Genomic DNA, 19,448 nt, shown 5'->3' on the forward strand with positions numbered 1-19,448 from the left:
TGATGGTCCTATTTATAAATTCGCTGATAACTGCTAACCATGCTTTGCTCACTGAAGTTTTCCACAACGTCTTTTCTTGCTGTTATTTTCATTTGTTGAAAATCTTCAGTCTTGGATTGGTAAAATATTTTAAGCATGGCATTTGCTAATAAGTTAGCTTGTGCTGGTGGTACAAGTATTGCCGTGTGTTCTGATACAATTTCAGATATGCCACCGACATTAGTACTAACAACGGGTAAACCTGTAGACATGGCCTCAAGCATTGTCATAGGAATGCCTTCCCCTAAAGAAGACATGACAAATACATCAAAGGAATGATAGACATTTGCCATATCATGCCTAGCACCGGCAAACCAAATATTAAATTGTGTATCGGCTATTTGTACTTGTTGCTCGAGCTGAGTACGAAGCGGACCATCACCAATTAAACTTAATTGTGTGCAATTTGCAAAACTAGTATCTTGCTCGCATGCTAACGTAAATGCACGAATAAGTAACTGATGATCTTTAATTGCTTGTAAGCGCCCAACGCAGCCAAATACAAACTTATCTTGCTGGCTTTCATCTAATACTGACTTACGGTCTGATACTTGATACTTTTCGGTATCAACTCCGTTATAAATGAGCTGACATTTGCTTGGGGCAATATTGACAGTTTGCATCAACCATGAATATAAGTCGTCAGATACACAAACAAATTTATCTAAAAAAGGTGAAATAATTTGCCGTAATTTTTGGTATTTTTTGTTGTTACCTTCTGGGTCGTATATGTCTCGCCCATGCTCAGCATGAATACGTTTTGGTATACCTGCGATTAAACCGCAAATTTGATACTCTAGTGTGGGTAAATTATAGCTGTGCAGTACATCTGCTTTTAGTTTCCATAGTTGTTTAAATACCAACCAAAAGGCTTTCCAGCTATGACCTTCAGGTTTTTTGATGGAATATAAGTCGACGTCGCGCTCAATTAACTTTACAAATTCATCAGAATAGTCTGTGAGCGCAATAATGGAGTGTTTATATTGAGTAGGTGGCATGGCGTTGATGCAATTGACCATAACTCTTTCAAGCCCACCAATGTCTAACCGGTAAATTAAATGAACTATATGTTTAGGTTTATTCGGTTTCATAATTTATGTCTAGCTGTTTAAATCTGTGCATTAAGGCTGGCCAATTTTGCTCGTCGAAATCTTTGCTAATTTGCACAGCAATAAAATACCCAGCACCATGTTGATGTAGTAATTTACTTTTTAACTGGGCTATTTTCGTGCGTAGTTTGTCGCTACTTTGCTGTTGTTTTACTTGATACCAGTATCTGACTTTTATTTTGTGTCCCTGTACTGTGACGAGTGTTAATTCGGTATAGCTTTTGTTATTTAGCTTAACTTGATGGCTGTCGAATAATGTCCATCTTTCAATGTCGAAATGGCGGTGTAAACCACTAACTAACTCGTGTGATGAATTGTCGTGGGTATATTGCGCAACATAAACAGAGTTACTCTCAAGTTTACCTTGAGCTTGAGCGTGGGCGTCTGTAAATATAGGTTGCCATGTTAACTCGTTACTTAGTTCGAAGCCTGGGAATATTTGTGAGATTTGGGTTTGTAAATTAGCTTTTTGGATTGAATCTGATTTTTTTAAGTAATTTAAATAACCAGCAGTTGCAACCAAAGTAATGGCAATTAAGCTGACTAAATAAGGGCTAACGTTTAACGAGCCTGTTTTATGTTTAGACGAGGTTTTATATTCTGGCTCAGGATCTCGACCTATCTGACCAATCCAAAACAATAATAAAATGATAAAAGCAAAAAAGAACCAACCATAAATTAAGTGATCGGCGCCAGTTGCATACTTCATATCAGAGTAGTGGCCGATAACAATAATACCAAATGCTCGAATACCATTAGCCAAAATTGGCAAAGTGCAAGCGATTAGTACAAATAAGGTTCGCTTCCACATTTTTTGATAATTCAGATACGCATATAAACAGCCCAAAGCGACCGATGCGATTAAAAATCGAATGCCTGCACAAGCTTCTGCGACTTCAAATGTACCGTTGGGTATATATAGATATAAACCTTCTTGGTATACTGGGATATTGATTAAATTTAGAAAAAATACACTTAGCTGAGCCGTAATATTCTGTAATCCAGGTACAAACTCTTCACCAAAAGGGATGGCAAAAATTAAGTAGCCAAGCGGAAAAGCTATTTGAATAACAAATCTCCAACCAAACAGGCTGGTGATACCAAGTAAAAGTGTTAAGTAGGCACATAATTGAGTTAATAAATTAATACCCAGTAGCGTAAAAACGATAAATGCGCCTTGGATTAGTATTAAAGGTAGCAGCCAAAACCATTCACTTTTTTGTAGCCGGTAATCTAAACCATGCCTTTTTTGCCAGAGTAAATAAAATACAATCGGCACAATAAAAAAACCATGTGTGTAGGTATTTGATTGATACCAAACCTGCACCATATTAGATAAAGCAGAATAATAGCTTAACAACCAAATGAATAATAAACCTAGACAATAACTGAAGAATTTTTGATTTATTTTCATATCCATATGCCTTCAAATTTACTCAATAAAGATTTGATCAAAAGGCTTTAAGACGGCCTGCCATTGATAATGTGATTGGATAATTTCGAGATTAGCACTGCCAACTTTATCTAAACTTTCTTGATCTGAAAACAGTGTTTTTATTACTTTAATTGTTTCTTGTTCATCATCCTGAATGTACTGTTTTTGTATGAAAGGCAATTGAATTCCTTCTGCAGCCATGCTGGTCATTACAACGGTTTTCGACATTGCCATGGCTTCTAATACTTTATTTTGAATTCCTCGTGCAATCCTCATTGGGGCAACGACAAGCGTGGCTGCTTTAATATAAGGCCTGACATCTTCAACTCTGCCTGTGACGTTAACGCCTTCCAGACGACTAAGCGCTTTTACTTTTTCGGTTGGATTGCCACCGACAATATTAAAGGTTAATTGAGGAATCTGTTTTTTTAATTCAGGCCAAACGGCTTCACAAAACCAGACCACAGCGTCTACATTAGCCCAGTAATCCATTGCGCCAGTAAAACAAATACTAGGCTCTGATGTGATTAAAGGTTTTATACCACTGGCATTTGTGTTGAAGTATTCAGAATCAACGCCGTTTTGTATTGCATGCACTTTATTTGCATTGGCTTCACTTTGACGCTGTTTAAAGTGTTCGGCTTCATCTTGCGAGACAAAAATACTGGCCTGAAAATGGGCACAAATATCATTTTCGTATTGCGCTAATCGTTTGTATTCTCGGTGGTAAACCCAACGCATAATCCCGCGTTTACCTTGGGCATACTGTCGCCATTTATCTGAATCTACATCTACAAAATCGATAACTTTGGTCAGAAAGTTATAACCTGGACGCTCTAAATATTGTGCCATCGATGAAGAGTAAATAAATGCTTTGCTGAGCTCAATGTGAGAGGCAACCACTTGCTCCACCCAAGCTTTCATTTGCCAGTCGGCGTAATAGGGGATGGTAATTGGATTACCAGTTAAAAATGCTGTGCAGCCTTTAATGGTAGCTCGCTTTTTTGGAAGCGGCAAAATACAGCTGGATTTGCAATAGGGTTTTAACGCATCAAGATATTGCCAGTCATTTTCGTCGTCAACAAAAGCGCCTAGATAAATATCGTACGACTGACTTAAATATTTCAGAATATTAAATGAGCGTATCTTATCGCCTTTGTTTGGTGGAAAAGGGATACGATGGCATAAAAACAATAAAGGTTCCATCCATGTATCTCCCTTAACCTAAATACTTAGACAGAAAAGGTCCAAGTTTTTGACTTGCCCACAACGGCAGTTTTTGCCACATTTTTATAAACATTTTATATTTAGGATTATTAGGGCTTAAATTGGGTAACTCAGTGGCTTTTACTAAATAATATTGATAATACAAAGGCTGAGGCTCCATGCCCCAATGTTTTTTGTATTTATAGGCACCTGAATCATTTTTACTGCGCCCAAAATCAAAACGAGTGCATTGTTTATTATTGGCTGCATGACACATTAACGCATAGTACATTAAATCGTTACTTTTTAACTGTCTAGCTTCGCTCAAACCGCCACCGTAGTATGGCAACACTTCATTTTTATAATAAAAACTCATGACGGCCGAGACCGCTTTATTGTTACTTTCTACCGTCATTAATTCACACTGTTCACCAAATTCTTGTTTTAAATTTTTAAAGTATTTAGCTGGAAATACAGGAGTGCCTAAATTACGTACACTTTCCGCGTAGATATCGTGAACATGAGTGACTTTAGCATCAAAGTTCGTTGTTAAAGGCTCTTTCAGTGCGTGGCGAATAACTGCTCGCTGCTTCTTTTTTATGCCCGCTAAAATAGCTTCATCAGTTTCTCCTAATTCGTAAGTGAAATAGGAATGCATGCTTTTAGTGAGAAATTTATCGTTGTGTTGTGGTGCTTGGTATCTTAGTTCGAGATAATCAACATTTAGCTCTTTTGCAAGTTCAATAGCGTGCTCTTCAAGCGCTTGTTTGCTCTCGTTTGATTCAGCTATGACACCGCCATATACGCAAAAAGGGGTTGAAACTAATGAATGTCCAAACAATTTGCTTTTTAGTTCAACTAAAGGCAACACACCTAAAATATTGCCTTTTTCATCTTCTGAATACAAATACCAGCATTTATGTTGATAAGTGTTATGAATAACGTTTTGCCAGCCAGCTAAATGAAAAAAAGTGCCTTCAGGGTGGTTATGGACAAACTGATCCCATTTTTCTGAGTTGGAGTTTACCGCTAACTTTTGAATCGACGCCATTTTATCGCTCTTCTTTTAATTTTTTTAAGCTTGTAATGGTTAGTACCACTGAGCTTGATGGAAATGTAGTTATTATTTTATTTGATAAACATCTTTCATGGTTGACCAGTGATATCTTTTTAACAAAGTCGCTAATCTAGATTCCATTTTATCTAAGTTTAAATAATGCCTAAATTTAGATTTAAACGGAGCATCTTCAACCCTAGGCTGCTTTGGATCTATTTCCCACGGGTGAAAATAAAACGAATAAGGTTTTTGTTCTTTTTCATGATATTTATCAACTAACGCATGCGCTAAAAAAGTTGGGTATAATCTAAAATAACCCCCACCACCTATTGGCAGCTGTTTACCTGCTAATTTTAAAGTAGGTACTGGAATTTCAGTGATTCCTTCTGATCTTTGATATTTAAATCTAGGCCAATGTGGTGTGCCATATAAATCGTGTTTTACAGGGTAGGTACTAGAGCTATATAAAAAGCCTAATTCTGTTAATACTTCAAAAGCCCATTCGTTTGATTCATCTATCGAGAAACTGGGTGCTCGATACCCTAAAACGGATGCCCCAATGGTATCTTCGATATGTTTTTTAGAGCGTTCTACATCTGCTTTAAATATTTCTCGAGTTTGAGTGGTTGCCCGCCGGTGAGCGTAACCATGGCTGGCGACTTCATGCCCACGATTATGAATATCTTTAAGTAATTGGGGGTATTTTTCACCGACAACACCTAATATGAAAAAAGTTGATTTACAGTTATTTTCATCAAATAAATCTAATAGGCGGTAAGTGTTTTTTTCGACTCTATGCGGAATTTTATCCCAATCATCTCGACTAAATTGTTTTTCAAAAGCCGAAACGTGAAAATAATCTTCCACATCAACTGTCATTGCATTAATAATACTAGACTTTTTATTCACAGTTTAACGCCCTTTGCCAAACAAAATAATTTCAAAGGTTCTAAGTAATATTAAAATATCGAACATAATTGATCTGTGTTTAATGTAATAAAGGTCATATTTTAGTTTTTCAATTGTATCTTCCGATGTGGAACCGTAAGGGTATTTTAATTGCGCCCAACCCGTTAGCCCTGGCTTTACATTATGTCTTTGGTTGTAATATGGGATGTCTTTAATAAATTGAGTAACAAACTGAGGTCGCTCAGGTCTAGGGCCAACAAACCCCATTTCACCGCGGAATACATTAAATAACTGTGGAAGTTCATCAATCCGGTATTTACGAATTAATTTACCTACTTTAGTGGTTCTATCATCATTCTTTTGTGCGAACTGTGCGCCGGATTTTTCAGCATCAGGGCCCATACTTCTAAATTTTATAATTTTAAATACTCGTCCATCTAGGCCCACACGTTCTTGTTTATAAAATACAGAAGCACCAGTTCGTCTGCCGTCTTCAATGTAAATTAATAAGGCAGTAATCAACATCAGCGGCCATGTTAGTAAAAATACTAATAGGCCCATAAAGGCATTAAATAAATAATCAATAGAATCTCGCAGGTGGTTATTGGTGTGAAAGCCGTTAGAGTAGATGACCCAACTTGGATAAATTAAGTTGACTGCTACTTGTCCGGTTTCACGTTCAATAAAATCTAGAATATCTGTTATTTCTATACCACGGATTTTAAAGTTAAATAACGCTTCGAGAGGGAGTGCATTTCGTCTTTCATCACATGCAATAATGATTTCTTGAATGTCATTTTCGATAACAAATTTTTCTAGATCTTTTTTTACATCAAGCTCGATAATATTTTCATTAATAATACTATTTTGTTTGTCGCCTTGCAGGGGGATAAAACCCACAAGATTGATACCTCGTCGGTCAGCTCTGCGTCGCATTCTTCGCTCAATAATTGACGCTCGTTCACCTGCACCTATCACCAATACATCTTTTCGCGAGAAGCCAAACCATTCATTATCCATAATGATGTATCTAAAAGCTGAAACTCCAACAATCCCAGCTAAGGCGGTATACGGAACAAAAAATGGATTTAATTTAAGACTGGGGATGATGTTTAAAATAATGGCATCGTGGCAGAAGTAGGCTAAACCTATACTGACCAATATTCTTCTAAAAATACCGCGTATTGATTCTCGTAACCTTAGTTCATAAAGCCCCACTGAAAGTAGTGAAAGTTGAGCAATAACAACAAAGATGAGTACATTAACAATATGAACTTGAATACTTTCAAAATCATTAAAGGGGTGATTAAATGATGATAAGTAAAGCCCAATGTACCCAGCGATACATAAGATTGTTGTTTCTATTATGATTAAAGGTTTGATTTTCTGGTGTGTGTGACCAGAGTAGGTGTAAGCCATGCTTGTTATAATTCCATATCACTTTGTGCATTATAGTAAGGCTAAATAGTAAGACTAATATTTAAGCTTAACTAGATCTCAAATAGATTTATATTATTGGCGCACAACGCTTATCCGACAGCAAATTTAAAAAATTACAGATTGGCGTGAGTTTTTAAGTTTTCAGTATACTATGCTGTGTTACGAACAACAACAGACTTTAAATGATATTAAAATTATACTTATATTTCATATCCAAGAATATCACTATTAATTTTATAATCTTATCTAGGCAATTAAACTAACATAAGCTTAAACTTTTGCATATTCAACTGCGTCAAAATAATTTAACTTCGATTGTTTGATTGATTTAATTTTTGATTCCTCTATTATGATCTAATAGCTTAAAATTAATTCGATAATATTGACTATAAGTAAAGGAATAACAAAATGCTGTGTACGAACAAGCATATAGCCCGTATCGCATTAGCCTGTGGTGTGGCATACACGTTAATTAGCTGCTCGGCTAATTATCTCCCCCCAGCTACAAATCACCCATCGAAAACCACCAATATCAACGCTTATAATTATTTAATTGGTCCTGGCGACAGTTTAAGTATATTTGTATGGCGTAACCCAGATATATCAGGATCTTTTACAGTTAGACCTGATGGTAAAATTACCACGTCTTTGGTTGAGGATATCGAAGCATCTGGAAAAACACCCACTGAGCTTGCGCGTAGTGTTGAACAGATACTTGCAACTTATATTAAAGATCCAATAGTCACTGTTAGTGTTAATGGTTTTATTGGCCCACTAAGCGAGCAGGTTAGAGTGATCGGTCAAGCTTCGCAGCCCATGGCTGTTAGCTATCAAGAAAATATGACACTACTTGACTTAATGATTCAAGTGGGCGGCTTAACACAGTTTGCAGATGGCGACGGCGCTAAATTAGTGCGTGTAGTAGAAGGCAAACAAGTAACCTATGACGTTGAAATTAATAGTTTAATTAATTCTGGTGATATCAGCGAAAATGTTGATTTATTGCCTGGCGATATAATAATAATACCAGAAGCTTGGTTTTAACTTTTAGCTTGATATTTTGAGGTTTCGTTTTTAATGGATAACATTCAACAAACGCTGGATGAGCTTTTTGGCTATCTAAAAGGCATTTGGATCAAAAAGCGTTTTATTATAGTTTGCACTTGGCTGATTTGCCCTATTTCATGGTTATATGTCGCTAATATGCAAGATGTGTATCAATCATCTGCCAAGGTTTATGCTGACACTCGCTCAATATTACAACCTTTATTGAGAGGTTTGGCACTTCAAACTAATATAGACCAAGAGTTGCAATTGATGGCAAAAACATTGTTGAGCCGTCCAAATTTAGAAAAAATTGCACGTAATACAGATTTAGATATAACGGCTCAAAATGCGGTGCAATATGAGTCACTTATTAATATGCTGAAACGAGAAATTTCTTTTCGTGCTTCAGGTCGTGAAAATATTTATACGATTAATTTTGAACATCAAGATCCGAATGTCGCAAAGCGTGTAGTTGAAGAAACTTTAACTTTATTTGTTGAATCAACCTTGGGCTCAAACCGCAAAGACTCTGATACAGCGAACAAATTTTTAGATTCTCAGATTTCTGAATATGAAAGACGTTTAGCGGCATCTGAATTGAGACTGTCTGATTTTAAGCGCAAGCATAATGATGTTTTAGTTGAGAGTTCTGGAGGCGTTTATGGCAAATTGTCTTCGCTCAAAAGTCAACTTGAAAACAATGAGTTACAGATTCAAGAAACGGAATCTCGTTTAGAGCAATTAACGGGTGCTCTTCAAAAAACAAAAGATTCTTTGTCTACGTCATCGTCAACGGGGAACTTAATTGAAACTCAATATGACAGTAGAATTGAAACGTTGAGACAGCAGTTGGATGAGTTATTAATTCGTTATACTGTTCGGCATCCAGATGTAATTGAAACTCGTTCTATGCTCACATCGTTAGAAAAAATGCGTAACCAAGAAATTAAAAGCTATCAACAATCATTGGGTGATGAGCCAGGTGATGCAACCAACGTGAAAGGTCGAGTTGGTGAAGAAATGGCGATAACGATGCAAAATTTAAAGAATGAATTGGCATCTTTGAAGGTTAGAAAGCAGTCGTATCAGGAAAAAATCGCGAGCCTTGAAGGTAAAATGGATTTAATTCCCCAAATTGAAGCCGAAATGGCTGGGCTAAATCGAGATTATGGTATTACTAAAAGTAAATATAATGAGCTACTTAGTCGCAGAGAAGCCATGCAGATGTCACAGCAAGCAGATTTGCAATCGGATGACGTGCAGTTTCGTGTAATTGAACCACCTCGAAAAGCGCTTGAGCCTTCAGGCCCAAATAGACTGCTATTTAATGTCGCAATATTAATTGTTGGTTTTGGTTCAGGTATTGCGTTGGCATTTTTAATTAGTCAGTTACAGCCTATTGTGTTAAGGCCATCTCAATTAACTCGAGCAACAGGGTTTCCTGTCTTTGGTGCTATTTCGCACGTTAGTATCAAGCAGCTTAAACAAGTTGAAAACAAAAAACTTATTGTGTTCTGGGTTTCTAACAGCTTAATTCTTATTGGTTTTGCTGGATTTATGTTGTTAGATGCTATGGGCTACCGGCTTAATAGTGAATTTATGTCTAAGTTGTTTTCTGTGGCGACTGAGCAAGTGAGGTCTATTTTCTAATGAGTACCATTGAAAAAGCTTTGGCTAAGCAAAAACTTGCCGAGCAAGAAAAGAAAAAAAATCAACAAGTCGAATCAGAAACGTTGCAAGAAAAATCGTTTTCAGCTTCTTCAACACCGGTTGATGCCGAAGCGAGGGTTCAGCAAGTTGAAACTCGACCTAGTAATACGTCGGAGAAATCAGTAACGATTCCGCTGGACACTATGGATCAGCAAGGCTATGTGTCGCTTTCTTCAAATAGAAAACTGATTAACGAAGAACTTAGAGCGATTAAACGCAAAGTAATACGTAACGCGTTTGGTGGTTTGGCGAAAACTTTACAAGCTTCTAATTTGATTACTGTAACAAGCACGAGGCCTGGAGAAGGAAAATCGTTCACGGCAATTAACTTAGCTTTGAGTATAGCTCTCGAGCAAGACAAAACGGTACTTTTGGTAGATGCAGATGTTTTAAAACCTTCGATTAGTAAAAAATTTCAAGTAGAAGATTCAGTCGATGCGGGTTTGATGGAATTTTTACTTGAAGAAGTCAATGACGTCACCGACATTATGTATAAGACCAATATTGATAATCTCAGATTTATTCCTGCTGGTAGGCCAAGTCATTTATCTACAGAATTACTGGCGAGTGAAAAAATGGCGCTGTTGGCAGAAGAGTTTGTAAAACGTTACCCAGACAGAATCGTTATCATGGATGCGCCGCCTCTATTAGGGATTAACGAAACTGCGGTATTAGCTAATTTGGCAGGGCAAATCTTAATCGTAGTTGAAGAAGAAAAAACGCATCTAGGTGAGCTTAAGCAAGCCGTTGAACAACTGGATCAAGAGAAAGCAATTGGCTTTGTGATGAATAAAGCTAAAAAGCAAGACTCAACTACAGGATATGGATATGGCTACGCGTATGCTTACGCCTCTGAAAAATAATTTTTTACTGCTCACATTGCATTCGCGAAGGGTTTGGTTTGTAACTGGTTCTTTGATTTGTATGACAGCAAACGCCGGCGATCTTCAAATTAAACCCGCGATGAGCGTAGATTATTATAAAGTTGATTCAAAAAGCACAAGCCTAACTGGCTCTGAGCAAGATGAGATCAAAGTAAACGAGCAGGTTATTAAGTATACGCCGTCTTTGGCTATGGTTTATGAGAGTCGTAAGCTAAATATATCTAGTTATGCGGAGTATATTAAAACTCAGCATAAAGAAGAAGCAGAGACTGACTCTGAATTTTTGAATTATAATTTAACAACTGATTTGGAAATACTTGCAGATGCTTTGAATTGGCGGTCTACTATTAGTAAATCTCACCGTGTTGCCGATTCACGCCTTGGATCATTTAGTGATGAAATAGTTGGCAGTGAAAATTTAACGGGTGTAACCAATTTACAAACCGATTTAACCTATCAAATTGTTAGTCAGCACCAGTTAAATTTATTGGCAAATGTGTTTTATCGACAAACCGAAGCCGATGATACGGTAGAGGCTGACTTAACCGATAGTAATTATTCAGTAAATAACTTCGACACAAGTGCTAAAGGTGGGTCTGTAACGCTTGGTAGTGGTCCGCTTAATCAAGGGGTTGGGTGGAACGTCAATATGGCTGTGTCTCAGTCAGACAGAGCAAACCAAGAAGATTATACTCAATCTAGTTTTTCCACGGATCTAGATATCCCTCTTTCGAGTTCATTTGGTTGGGTTCTTAATGCTCGAATTGATAAAAATAAAATAGATAATGATACGGCACTAAGTGATGGCTTATCTTACCGGGAGTATGGTACTGGCTTACGTTGGAGTTTTACTCGTGAGAGTTACATCAATTTATTAGCTTACCGTTCAAAAACGGGCGAACAGGAGACACAGAGTTATATTGGTGGTGAAATTAATTGGATTCCATCATCAAGATCATCGCTTATGTTCAGTGCAAACCGAAATCAATTTGGTGAAAATTATCAATTAGATGTAAATCAAAATAGCCGGTTTTTTAAAACTCGAGCATCTTACAGTGAAGGTGTTGATATTAATTCTAGGCGGCAGTTTGTTTCCGGTGTTGTAGGGTCATTTGTTTGTCCTATCGAGGCCATCGATTTTACCCAATGTTTTCAGCCTACCGATCCAAATTATCAGATGCAACCGGGTGAACAACAGTTCGATATTATCGGACAGGACATAGAGTTGAATGACGAAGTGGTTAAATTCTCTTCAGGAGCGTTAAGCCTAGGGTATGATAACACTCGGAAGTTAAAATTAAACATTAGCTATGTGTACAGTCAGCAACGAGGGCTAGAAGGGCTTTCTGTCGGAAATGATCGTAAAACACAATCTGTTACATTAGCAGCAAGTTATGCTATTTCTCCCAAGACTCGCGCGGTTGCTAATTTGCGACGGAATGAAAATACGTATGAGTCTGACGCAGGAGACCGGGTTGATAAAAATACCTCGCTTTCCTTTTTTATAAATAAACAATTATCGCAGTATTTGTCTACACAAATTGGTGTGTCTAGAAGAGAACGCGACTCTAATGCCGCGGGTATTGAATCTTACGATACTCGGTTTAATGCACAAATAAGTTATCAGTATTAACCATTACGGTGTTAAAAATTGAAAGGTCCATACAAATTAGCCTTTCAATTTTTAGCTGTTTTATTGCCGCTATGACGTTTTTAACGACTTGATAAACTGATCTGACTCATCAATTGATTTGCCCATCTCTTTAATTAAGCCATCGACATTCCGCTGAATATTAAGTAACTCTCCTTTAAGTGAACTAATTGCGCTCGCATTTAGGTTATGCTTTAAAAATAAAACATTGTCGTTAAAGGCGGTTAAAAATGGCTTCATTTTATCTTCTGCTTTACGCATTGAACGAATTAGCTTGCTGTATTGGCGTCTGGTTTCCCTGAGTTGCTCTGCACTTTGCTGTTTGAGTCTGGCATTGCTATATTCTTCAAGTTCATCTTGCCATTCGTCAAAAAGCGCCTGAGCAACGCTGTCTACTTTTTCGATACGCTCGCTAACTGCTTCTGCAGCCTCTTTACTCTCGTTATACTCATCGTTAAGTTGGTTATATACTTTTTCAAGTTTTCCACCATCAAATTGAACGGTTGATTTAAACTGCTCTAGCGCAGATTTAAATTGTTCTTGAGCATCTTTTTGTGAATCTTGAGCATCTTCAACGCGATCGACTAAAATATCTCTTTTGTGATAGCCTACTTTTTCCATCGCTGAATAGTAAGCCGACTGACAGCCGACTAATAGCGAAAAGCTTGATGCTATTAATAGTGAATTTTTCATCAATTTTTCCTTATCTTTGATTGCTTTTCATCGCTTCGATTAATTCTTTTTGGCGCTTATCAGATTTTGCACTGTGTACTAAAAAAAGTGCATGCACTATCCCTGGAATATAAAAAAATAAACACAAAAATAAATTTAGTAACGCAAGGATAGGTCGTCCAACAAATAAGACGGCAATAGGCGGTAGTAAAATAGCGAGAAGATATAACATATTGTATTCCTGGTTATTATTCTATTGAATTAATTGTTGCCAAAGTTGGCTTCGACTCGTAAAGCGATACCATAAGTACGTTCAAACTCTCTGTAATCAGGAAAGTGTACAAAAGGTTCAACTTCAAAGTATATCCACTTTCTGATAGCTTGGCATCGGTAACGTGCAAAAAAGCCTTTATTATTGTAGCGATAGCCTTGCTCTATCTCGCCTGTAGCAAAAGCACCACCGATAATCGCGGACTGGGTATTTAGTTGATAATAATATAGTAAGCTTTGACGCCAAGTTGGACTATCTTCATCTTGAATACTTTCCCAGCTATTGGTTTGTCTTAATAAACCACGTTCAGTTTTAGCGAGTTCAAAATCTAAATTCACTCGGCTCGCCCAGCCATGATTTAAATAATAGTATAGTGCAGGCTCTAATTCTATTTTTAACCAATTCAATGGAGTGAAGCTACGTTTGTAGCGTGTTTTTATATATAGATCAGCACCTTTAGCAAAGCCAATGCGACTCGAAATGTATTGGTTATCTTTTAAACTGTGGGTCACTCTTATGGCTAAATTGAGCTGTTCTTCTCGTTGTGTACCATTGGTATCGTTAATGGCTTCATCTGTGATGCTTTGCTCATTGTTGTCATCATAATCTGAAACAATAATGTCCCATTTATTTTTTAAATTGGGCAGTTTAGCTCGCAACCTTATTTTACTCTCAAAACGTTGCCAGTCACCTTCAATGGGAATTAAACCTAAACGAACTTTAGCGAAAGCTTCAGCTTGTTCAGTTGCATTACTTTGCTCGAAAAAATCGTCGATCCAGTTAGCACTTGCATCAATTGAGTGGGTAACTCCGGTTTGTACATTATCTAGCCACCCAATTTGCTCTTTCGCGAAAATGTTTTGATTAAACAAAATGGCAAATATGGCAAGAGTTGTTGGCAAATACCGACAAGTTACATTAATATACGGCGCAATGGCTAAAGAAAATTTAATAGGGAATATCATTTTTATTGATACCCCTGCAAATAGCAAACTTGATTAAAACAAGCTTAGCTAAAATTATAACTACAAGATAACGATAGGAGTCTTTTATGCTCGGTGGCATTAGTGTTTGGCAATTACTCATTATATTAATCATAGTCGTTTTATTATTCGGCACCAAAAAATTAAAAAATATGGGTCGTGATTTAGGTGGTGCATTGAGAGGTTTTAAAGAAGAGTATAAATCGGACGAATCCAATTCAAAAGAAGAGGATGACAATTTGTCTGAAGAGACTCATAAAAACATTGAACAACAAAATGCTAAGAATGTAGATCAAACTCAACAAACAACTGAACAAACCTCAAAAGAAAAGTAGATTATTGATGTTGGATATTGGTTTTTGGGAATTAGCGCTGATAGGTATATTAGCTTTGTTAGTTTTAGGACCTGAACGCTTGCCGAGTGCATTGCGTTCGGTAGGTAAAGCTGTGCGTACAGTTAAGCAAACTGCAAATCATTTAAAATCTGAGTTTAACCATGAACTGAGAGTCTCTGAGTTACATGAACAGCTCAAACAGGCTGAAGCAAAAGGTATGCAAAATTTAACTGAAACTGAACAAAATGCGGTGGCTGAACTTCAAGAAGCAGCTCGCTCAGTTAATGCTTCTATTCAACCTGAATCACTGGAAAATAAATCTGAATCTAACTCAAAAGAATCAAAATAATGAGTGAGCAACAACCTTTAATTAGCCATTTAACCGAGTTAAGAAACCGTTTAGTTAAAACTATTTTAGTGATACTAGTGATTTTTTTAGCATCAGTTGGTTTTTCTAATCATATTTATCATTGGGTAGCTTTGCCATTAATTCAGGCATTACCTGAATCTACCAGTATGATCGCAACAGGTGTTGCAACCCCATTTTTAACCCCATTTAAACTGACTTTAGTTTTGTCTATTTTTGCCGCTATGCCTTATGCACTTTACCATATATGGGCATTTATAGCGCCTGCACTCTATCAGCATGAACGCAAGTTGGTTGCGCCTTTAATTGCCAGTTCTTCATTGCTGTTTTATTTGGGGATTGCATTTGCTTATTATGTTGTGTTTCCGCTAGCGTTTCCGTTCTTTGTTGGAGCTGCGCCGGAGGGTGTTACCGTTTCAACCGATATTAATAGTTATTTAGATTTTGTCTTAAAATTGTTTTTTGCATTTGGGGTTGCGTTTGAAATTCCAATTGCCACCGTGTTAATGGTTTGGACTGGAATGACTACGCCCGCTGATTTGGCACAAAAACGCCGCTTTGTGATCGTGGGGGTGTTTATTGTGGGTATGTTGCTAACCCCGCCAGATGTTATTTCTCAAATATTATTAGCTATTCCAATGTGGTTATTATTTGAAGTAGGCGTGATGATCTCACGTTTTTACTATAAGCCAGATAATGATGAAACCGAACCTGATGAACAGGATCTAAATTAGGGATGTTAATCCATGCAGCAGTTTGAATCGAAAAAGACTCAACATATAATTTCAACTGAGTTGCAATGTACAACATTAGCTTTAGAAAACTGTTTTGATATTGGGGTTAATTTAACCAATACTCAATTCGAAAATGATTACGAGCTGCAAATTAAACAAGCTAACGCTGCCGGTGTTTCACACTTGTGTATTACTGGTACTAGCGAGCAAGAGTCTATTTTAGCGGCTAATATGGCGCAGCAGTATGAGCAGGTTTACGCCACTGCTGGCGTTCACCCGCACGATGCTAAAGATGTGTCTGATAATTATCTGAATGTATTAAAAGATCTCTACCAAAATAACGCTTCAGTCAGAGCAATAGGTGAATGTGGGTTAGATTTTAATCGTAATTATTCACCACAAGAAATTCAAATAAAGGTATTTAATGAGCAATTACAGCTAGCAAGTGAATTAAATGCCCCTTTATTTTTACACCAAAGAGATGCTCACCAAGCTTTTTTAAACCAGTTAAAAGCGCAACGCAATCAACTTAAACAGATAGTAGTGCACTGTTTTACTGGCTCACAAGCTGAATTAGAAGATTATCTTGAATTGGATTGTTATATTGGTATTACTGGCTGGATATGCGATGAACGTCGCGGGCAAGATGTTTTAAAGTTAGTCAGTCAAATTCCCAATGATCGTTTATTGATTGAAACAGACGCGCCTTTTTTAATACCACGAAACTTAAAGCCTAAACCTAAAAGTAGAAAAAATTTACCTTGTTATTTACCGCATATTGCCGAGCAAATCGCAAAGCAAAAACAGCTCGATGTCGCAACCGTGGCGCGTCAAACATTTTATAACAGCTTAGCCTTTTTTAATTTAACGCAAGGGACCATCTAATGACCTCCTTGACATTAGCTTTAATGTCTATGGTGTTTATCCTGCTACTTGTTAACAGTGCTTTGTGGTATTTTTTAAAACAATCTCGATTTGCTATGAATGCCATGCTAGCACTGATTGTTTTAAGCTTAAATATGCTGGCTTTTGTGTGGCCATTATACGGAGCGAAGGTACCTGAAGTGACTACCTTAAATAGGGTGCAAAGCATTTTATCCGGCGGGGTTTATCTCTCTTTGCTTATTCAGCTCGTACTAGCGGTGAGTCTTTTAGTGCGTCGGCCAATGGTATTGATACGCGAAAAAAGATTGCATATGAGTTGGTTAATTAGCTGTTTACTTGTGGTGGTTAGTCTTGTTTTACTTAAATCTTATTACCCGCTTATTATTACTACTGGGCTGAGTGTTATGTTGGTAATAACGGTGTTTTTTCAATTTAAACTGGCTTTTAAAGATGAGTATAAATGGCCTGTTTTAGGGTTTGACGCCTTTTTATTCGCTGCAATTTTTTTGAATTATTGGTTGGTCCAATCGGTGCAGTTTTCTCAGTTTGCACTAACCAGTTATAACTTGAGCATGCTGATATATGTATTTGCTAGTTTGTTGTTTATTTGCCAGCAATATAGCGATGCGACCAAAGCGCAGAAGTTGGAAAGAGAGCACCAGCTTGAATTGCTCTCTAAGCAAAAAATGTCCGCTCAAAATCAACTTGCAGCAGAGCATGAGGCTTATCAGCAGCTTGAAGTAGAAATGCAAGCGCGAAATTTTGAACTTGAAGTCACAATGCGAGAACTTCAAGAGCAAAATAAAAAGCTTGAGCAGCTCAATACTCAAGATGCGCTCACTGGTGTTAAAAACCGGCGTTATTTTGAACAAAGAATTTTATCTGAATTTAGACGAAGCCGCCGTGAAAAAGCACCGCTGAGTTTAATCATGGTTGATATAGATAGGTTTAAATCGATTAACGATAATTATGGCCATTTGGTGGGCGATCAAGCTATCCGGCAGACAGCTCGGTTAATGCAGCAGCAATTACGTCGAGTATCAGATTGTATTTGCCGATATGGTGGTGAAGAATTTGCAATTATTTTACCGATGACTGATAGGCAAGGAGCAAAGCTCTTTGCCGAAAACCTTCGTTCACAATTAAATAGCGAACCATTGGTGACGAGTGATGTCAGTCTAACCATTACCGCCAGCTTTGGCGTCGCAACTTTATATGCCAATGATAACAATAACGAGGGTGAATTAATTGCTCAGGCAGATAAAGCGCTTTATCAAGCAAAACAGCAAGGACGTAACCGAACCGTCTGCGCTGAACAGAATGTTGTTTTAGCATTAAATGCAAGTCAACTCTAACTGTATCAACTTGTAGAACGAATATTCCATTTTAGATTTATTTTAGAGGTCGTACTCAAATGAACTTTTCTCAATTTCCTAATTCACGTAAGCGTAGAATGCGCAAAGATGCCTTTAGCCGAGATTTAATGGCCGAGAACCAACTAACCGTAAAAGATTTAATTTATCCTATGTTTGTGGTTGAAGGTAAAGACAGAACAGAAACCGTTGACTCTATGCCGGGCATAAACCGCCAATCAATTGATTTGGTATTAAAGGAAGCCGAAACTTTAGTTAAGCTAGGGGTTCCCGCAGTCGCTTTATTTCCGGTCACGCCTATTGAAAAAAAATCATTGATGGCTGAAGAAGCTTATGCTGAAGACGGATTAGCGCAAAAAACCGTTAGAGCGCTTAAAAGCGAGTTTCCTGAATTAGGGGTAATTACAGATGTCGCACTTGACCCTTTTACCACTCACGGACAAGACGGTATTATTGATGATAACGGTTATGTATTAAATGACGTCACCACAGATATTTTAGTTAAACAAGCTTTATCTCATGCTGCAGCAGGCGCTGACGTAGTTGCCCCTTCAGATATGATGGATGGTCGAATTGCTGCTATTCGTCATGCGTTAGAGAAAGAACAACAAATTAATACTCGGATTTTAGCTTACTCAGCAAAATATGCCTCGGCTTATTATGGACCATTTAGAGATGCAGTAGGGTCTGCCGCAAATTTAAAAGGGGCAGATAAAAAAACGTATCAAATGGATCCAGCAAACAGCGATGAAGCTTTACATGAAGTCGCAATGGATATCGCTGAAGGCGCAGACATGGTTATGGTTAAACCCGGGATGCCATATTTGGATATTATTCACCGTGTTAAACAAACTTATAAGGTGCCAACATTTGCATATCAAGTATCTGGTGAATACGCAATGCACAAAGCGGCTATTAATAATGGGTGGTTGGCCGAAAAACCTTGTGTATTAGAATCATTATTAGCTTTTAAACGGGCAGGTGCCGACGGCATACTAACCTACTTTGCAAAGGATGTTGCAACTTGGTTAGCTCAAGACAACTAAATACAGGCAAACCGACTTAGCCAATTGAACTTTGTCACAAAGCTTAAGTCTATACCCAAGCAATTTGATATAAAAGACTATTAAGTCAGGGTTAACAGCAGTAAAATAGCAAATAATAGCGAATCTAATTCAGATATAGGTTTAATCTAAATCCAATTGAGATTATCATGTTGGGCTATTTTAGACTGCGGTCTATTACATTAAATGTGTCGACACCATAGATTAGTTAAGCTTACGAGACATTTTGCTTGCTTATAAAAACTAATTAGCCGACACAAGTATCGAATATTTTTGT

General features: G+C 37.4%; 19 protein-coding genes. 10 read left to right on the plus strand and 9 right to left on the minus strand.

Features of this window, described 5'->3' with window-relative positions:
* Positions 1 to 8: 8 nt before the first annotated feature.
* The 6 genes from OLW01_RS02500 to OLW01_RS02525 form a co-directional block, all read right to left on the minus strand.
* Positions 9 to 1,130, minus strand: coding sequence for a TIGR03088 family PEP-CTERM/XrtA system glycosyltransferase (locus OLW01_RS02500; protein WP_268075054.1), 1,122 nt, complete (start codon positions 1,128 to 1,130; stop codon positions 9 to 11).
* A complete protein-coding gene (gene xrtA / locus OLW01_RS02505; protein WP_268075055.1) occupies positions 1,117 to 2,562 on the minus strand; it encodes an exosortase A in 1,446 nt (481 codons plus the stop codon). Before xrtA ends, OLW01_RS02500 begins: the two co-directional genes overlap by 14 nt.
* 18 nt (positions 2,563 to 2,580) lie before the next feature.
* Positions 2,581 to 3,789 (minus strand): TIGR03087 family PEP-CTERM/XrtA system glycosyltransferase, encoded by a 1,209-nt coding sequence (locus OLW01_RS02510; protein WP_268075056.1) that lies wholly within the window; start codon positions 3,787 to 3,789, stop codon positions 2,581 to 2,583.
* A gap of 13 nt (positions 3,790 to 3,802) precedes the next feature.
* Positions 3,803 to 4,840: a FemAB family XrtA/PEP-CTERM system-associated protein gene (locus tag OLW01_RS02515; protein ID WP_268075057.1), complete on the minus strand. Its 1,038-nt coding sequence runs from the start codon at positions 4,838 to 4,840 to the stop codon at positions 3,803 to 3,805.
* A gap of 72 nt (positions 4,841 to 4,912) precedes the next feature.
* Positions 4,913 to 5,725, minus strand: a complete 813-nt coding sequence (locus tag OLW01_RS02520; RefSeq protein ID WP_268076139.1) for an XrtA system polysaccharide deacetylase — start codon at positions 5,723 to 5,725, stop codon at positions 4,913 to 4,915.
* A gap of 33 nt (positions 5,726 to 5,758) precedes the next feature.
* Complete coding sequence (locus OLW01_RS02525; protein WP_268075058.1) at positions 5,759 to 7,174, minus strand: TIGR03013 family XrtA/PEP-CTERM system glycosyltransferase; 1,416 nt, start codon at positions 7,172 to 7,174, stop codon at positions 5,759 to 5,761.
* Positions 7,175 to 7,603: 429 nt separating this feature from the next.
* Here OLW01_RS02525 and OLW01_RS02530 point away from each other — a divergent pair, with 429 nt between their 5' ends.
* From OLW01_RS02530 to OLW01_RS02545, 4 genes are all read left to right on the plus strand, one after another.
* A complete protein-coding gene (locus tag OLW01_RS02530) occupies positions 7,604 to 8,239 on the plus strand; it encodes an XrtA/PEP-CTERM system exopolysaccharide export protein (protein ID WP_268075059.1) in 636 nt (211 codons plus the stop codon).
* A gap of 33 nt (positions 8,240 to 8,272) precedes the next feature.
* Positions 8,273 to 9,892, plus strand: a complete 1,620-nt coding sequence (locus tag OLW01_RS02535; RefSeq protein WP_268075060.1) for an XrtA system polysaccharide chain length determinant — start codon at positions 8,273 to 8,275, stop codon at positions 9,890 to 9,892.
* Positions 9,892 to 10,815, plus strand: a complete 924-nt coding sequence (locus OLW01_RS02540; RefSeq protein ID WP_268075061.1) for an XrtA-associated tyrosine autokinase — start codon at positions 9,892 to 9,894, stop codon at positions 10,813 to 10,815. The genes OLW01_RS02535 and OLW01_RS02540 overlap by 1 nt, the downstream gene beginning before the upstream one ends.
* A gap of 61 nt (positions 10,816 to 10,876) precedes the next feature.
* Positions 10,877 to 12,469 (plus strand): porin family protein, encoded by a 1,593-nt coding sequence (locus OLW01_RS02545; RefSeq protein ID WP_268075062.1) that lies wholly within the window; start codon positions 10,877 to 10,879, stop codon positions 12,467 to 12,469.
* A 69-nt stretch (positions 12,470 to 12,538) separates the two neighbouring features.
* Here OLW01_RS02545 and OLW01_RS02550 read toward each other — a convergent pair whose 3' ends face one another.
* The 3 genes from OLW01_RS02550 to OLW01_RS02560 are packed head-to-tail and all read right to left on the minus strand — an operon-like array spanning position 12,539 to position 14,395.
* Positions 12,539 to 13,180: a DUF2959 domain-containing protein gene (locus OLW01_RS02550; RefSeq protein WP_268075063.1), complete on the minus strand. Its 642-nt coding sequence runs from the start codon at positions 13,178 to 13,180 to the stop codon at positions 12,539 to 12,541.
* Positions 13,181 to 13,190: 10 nt separating this feature from the next.
* Positions 13,191 to 13,391: a YqaE/Pmp3 family membrane protein gene (locus OLW01_RS02555; protein WP_326498590.1), complete on the minus strand. Its 201-nt coding sequence runs from the start codon at positions 13,389 to 13,391 to the stop codon at positions 13,191 to 13,193.
* A gap of 29 nt (positions 13,392 to 13,420) precedes the next feature.
* Entirely contained in the window at positions 13,421 to 14,395 is a 975-nt protein-coding gene (locus tag OLW01_RS02560) for a hypothetical protein (RefSeq protein WP_268075064.1), read from the minus strand.
* A gap of 86 nt (positions 14,396 to 14,481) precedes the next feature.
* Between OLW01_RS02560 and tatA the strand changes: the two genes are divergently transcribed.
* The 6 genes from tatA to hemB are packed head-to-tail and all read left to right on the plus strand — an operon-like array spanning position 14,482 to position 19,153.
* On the plus strand, positions 14,482 to 14,748 hold the full coding sequence (gene tatA / locus OLW01_RS02565; protein ID WP_268075065.1) for a Sec-independent protein translocase subunit TatA: 267 nt from the start codon (positions 14,482 to 14,484) through the stop codon (positions 14,746 to 14,748).
* A gap of 7 nt (positions 14,749 to 14,755) precedes the next feature.
* A complete protein-coding gene (gene tatB / locus OLW01_RS02570; protein ID WP_268075066.1) occupies positions 14,756 to 15,097 on the plus strand; it encodes a Sec-independent protein translocase protein TatB in 342 nt (113 codons plus the stop codon).
* The gene (gene tatC, locus OLW01_RS02575; RefSeq protein WP_268075067.1) at positions 15,097 to 15,849 is read left to right on the plus strand and encodes a twin-arginine translocase subunit TatC; all 753 of its coding nucleotides are present in this window, start codon (positions 15,097 to 15,099) and stop codon (positions 15,847 to 15,849) included. The genes tatB and tatC overlap by 1 nt, the downstream gene beginning before the upstream one ends.
* A 12-nt stretch (positions 15,850 to 15,861) precedes the next feature.
* Positions 15,862 to 16,734 (plus strand): TatD family hydrolase, encoded by an 873-nt coding sequence (locus tag OLW01_RS02580; RefSeq protein WP_268075068.1) that lies wholly within the window; start codon positions 15,862 to 15,864, stop codon positions 16,732 to 16,734.
* Positions 16,734 to 18,089: a GGDEF domain-containing protein gene (locus tag OLW01_RS02585; protein ID WP_268075069.1), complete on the plus strand. Its 1,356-nt coding sequence runs from the start codon at positions 16,734 to 16,736 to the stop codon at positions 18,087 to 18,089. Before OLW01_RS02580 ends, OLW01_RS02585 begins: the two co-directional genes overlap by 1 nt.
* Before the next feature lie 59 nt (positions 18,090 to 18,148).
* The gene (hemB, locus tag OLW01_RS02590) at positions 18,149 to 19,153 is read left to right on the plus strand and encodes a porphobilinogen synthase (protein ID WP_268075070.1); all 1,005 of its coding nucleotides are present in this window, start codon (positions 18,149 to 18,151) and stop codon (positions 19,151 to 19,153) included.
* Positions 19,154 to 19,448: the final 295 nt, after the last annotated feature.

The sequence above is a fragment of the Catenovulum adriaticum genome (assembly GCF_026725475.1).
GTDB lineage: Bacteria > Pseudomonadota > Gammaproteobacteria > Enterobacterales > Alteromonadaceae > Catenovulum > Catenovulum adriaticum.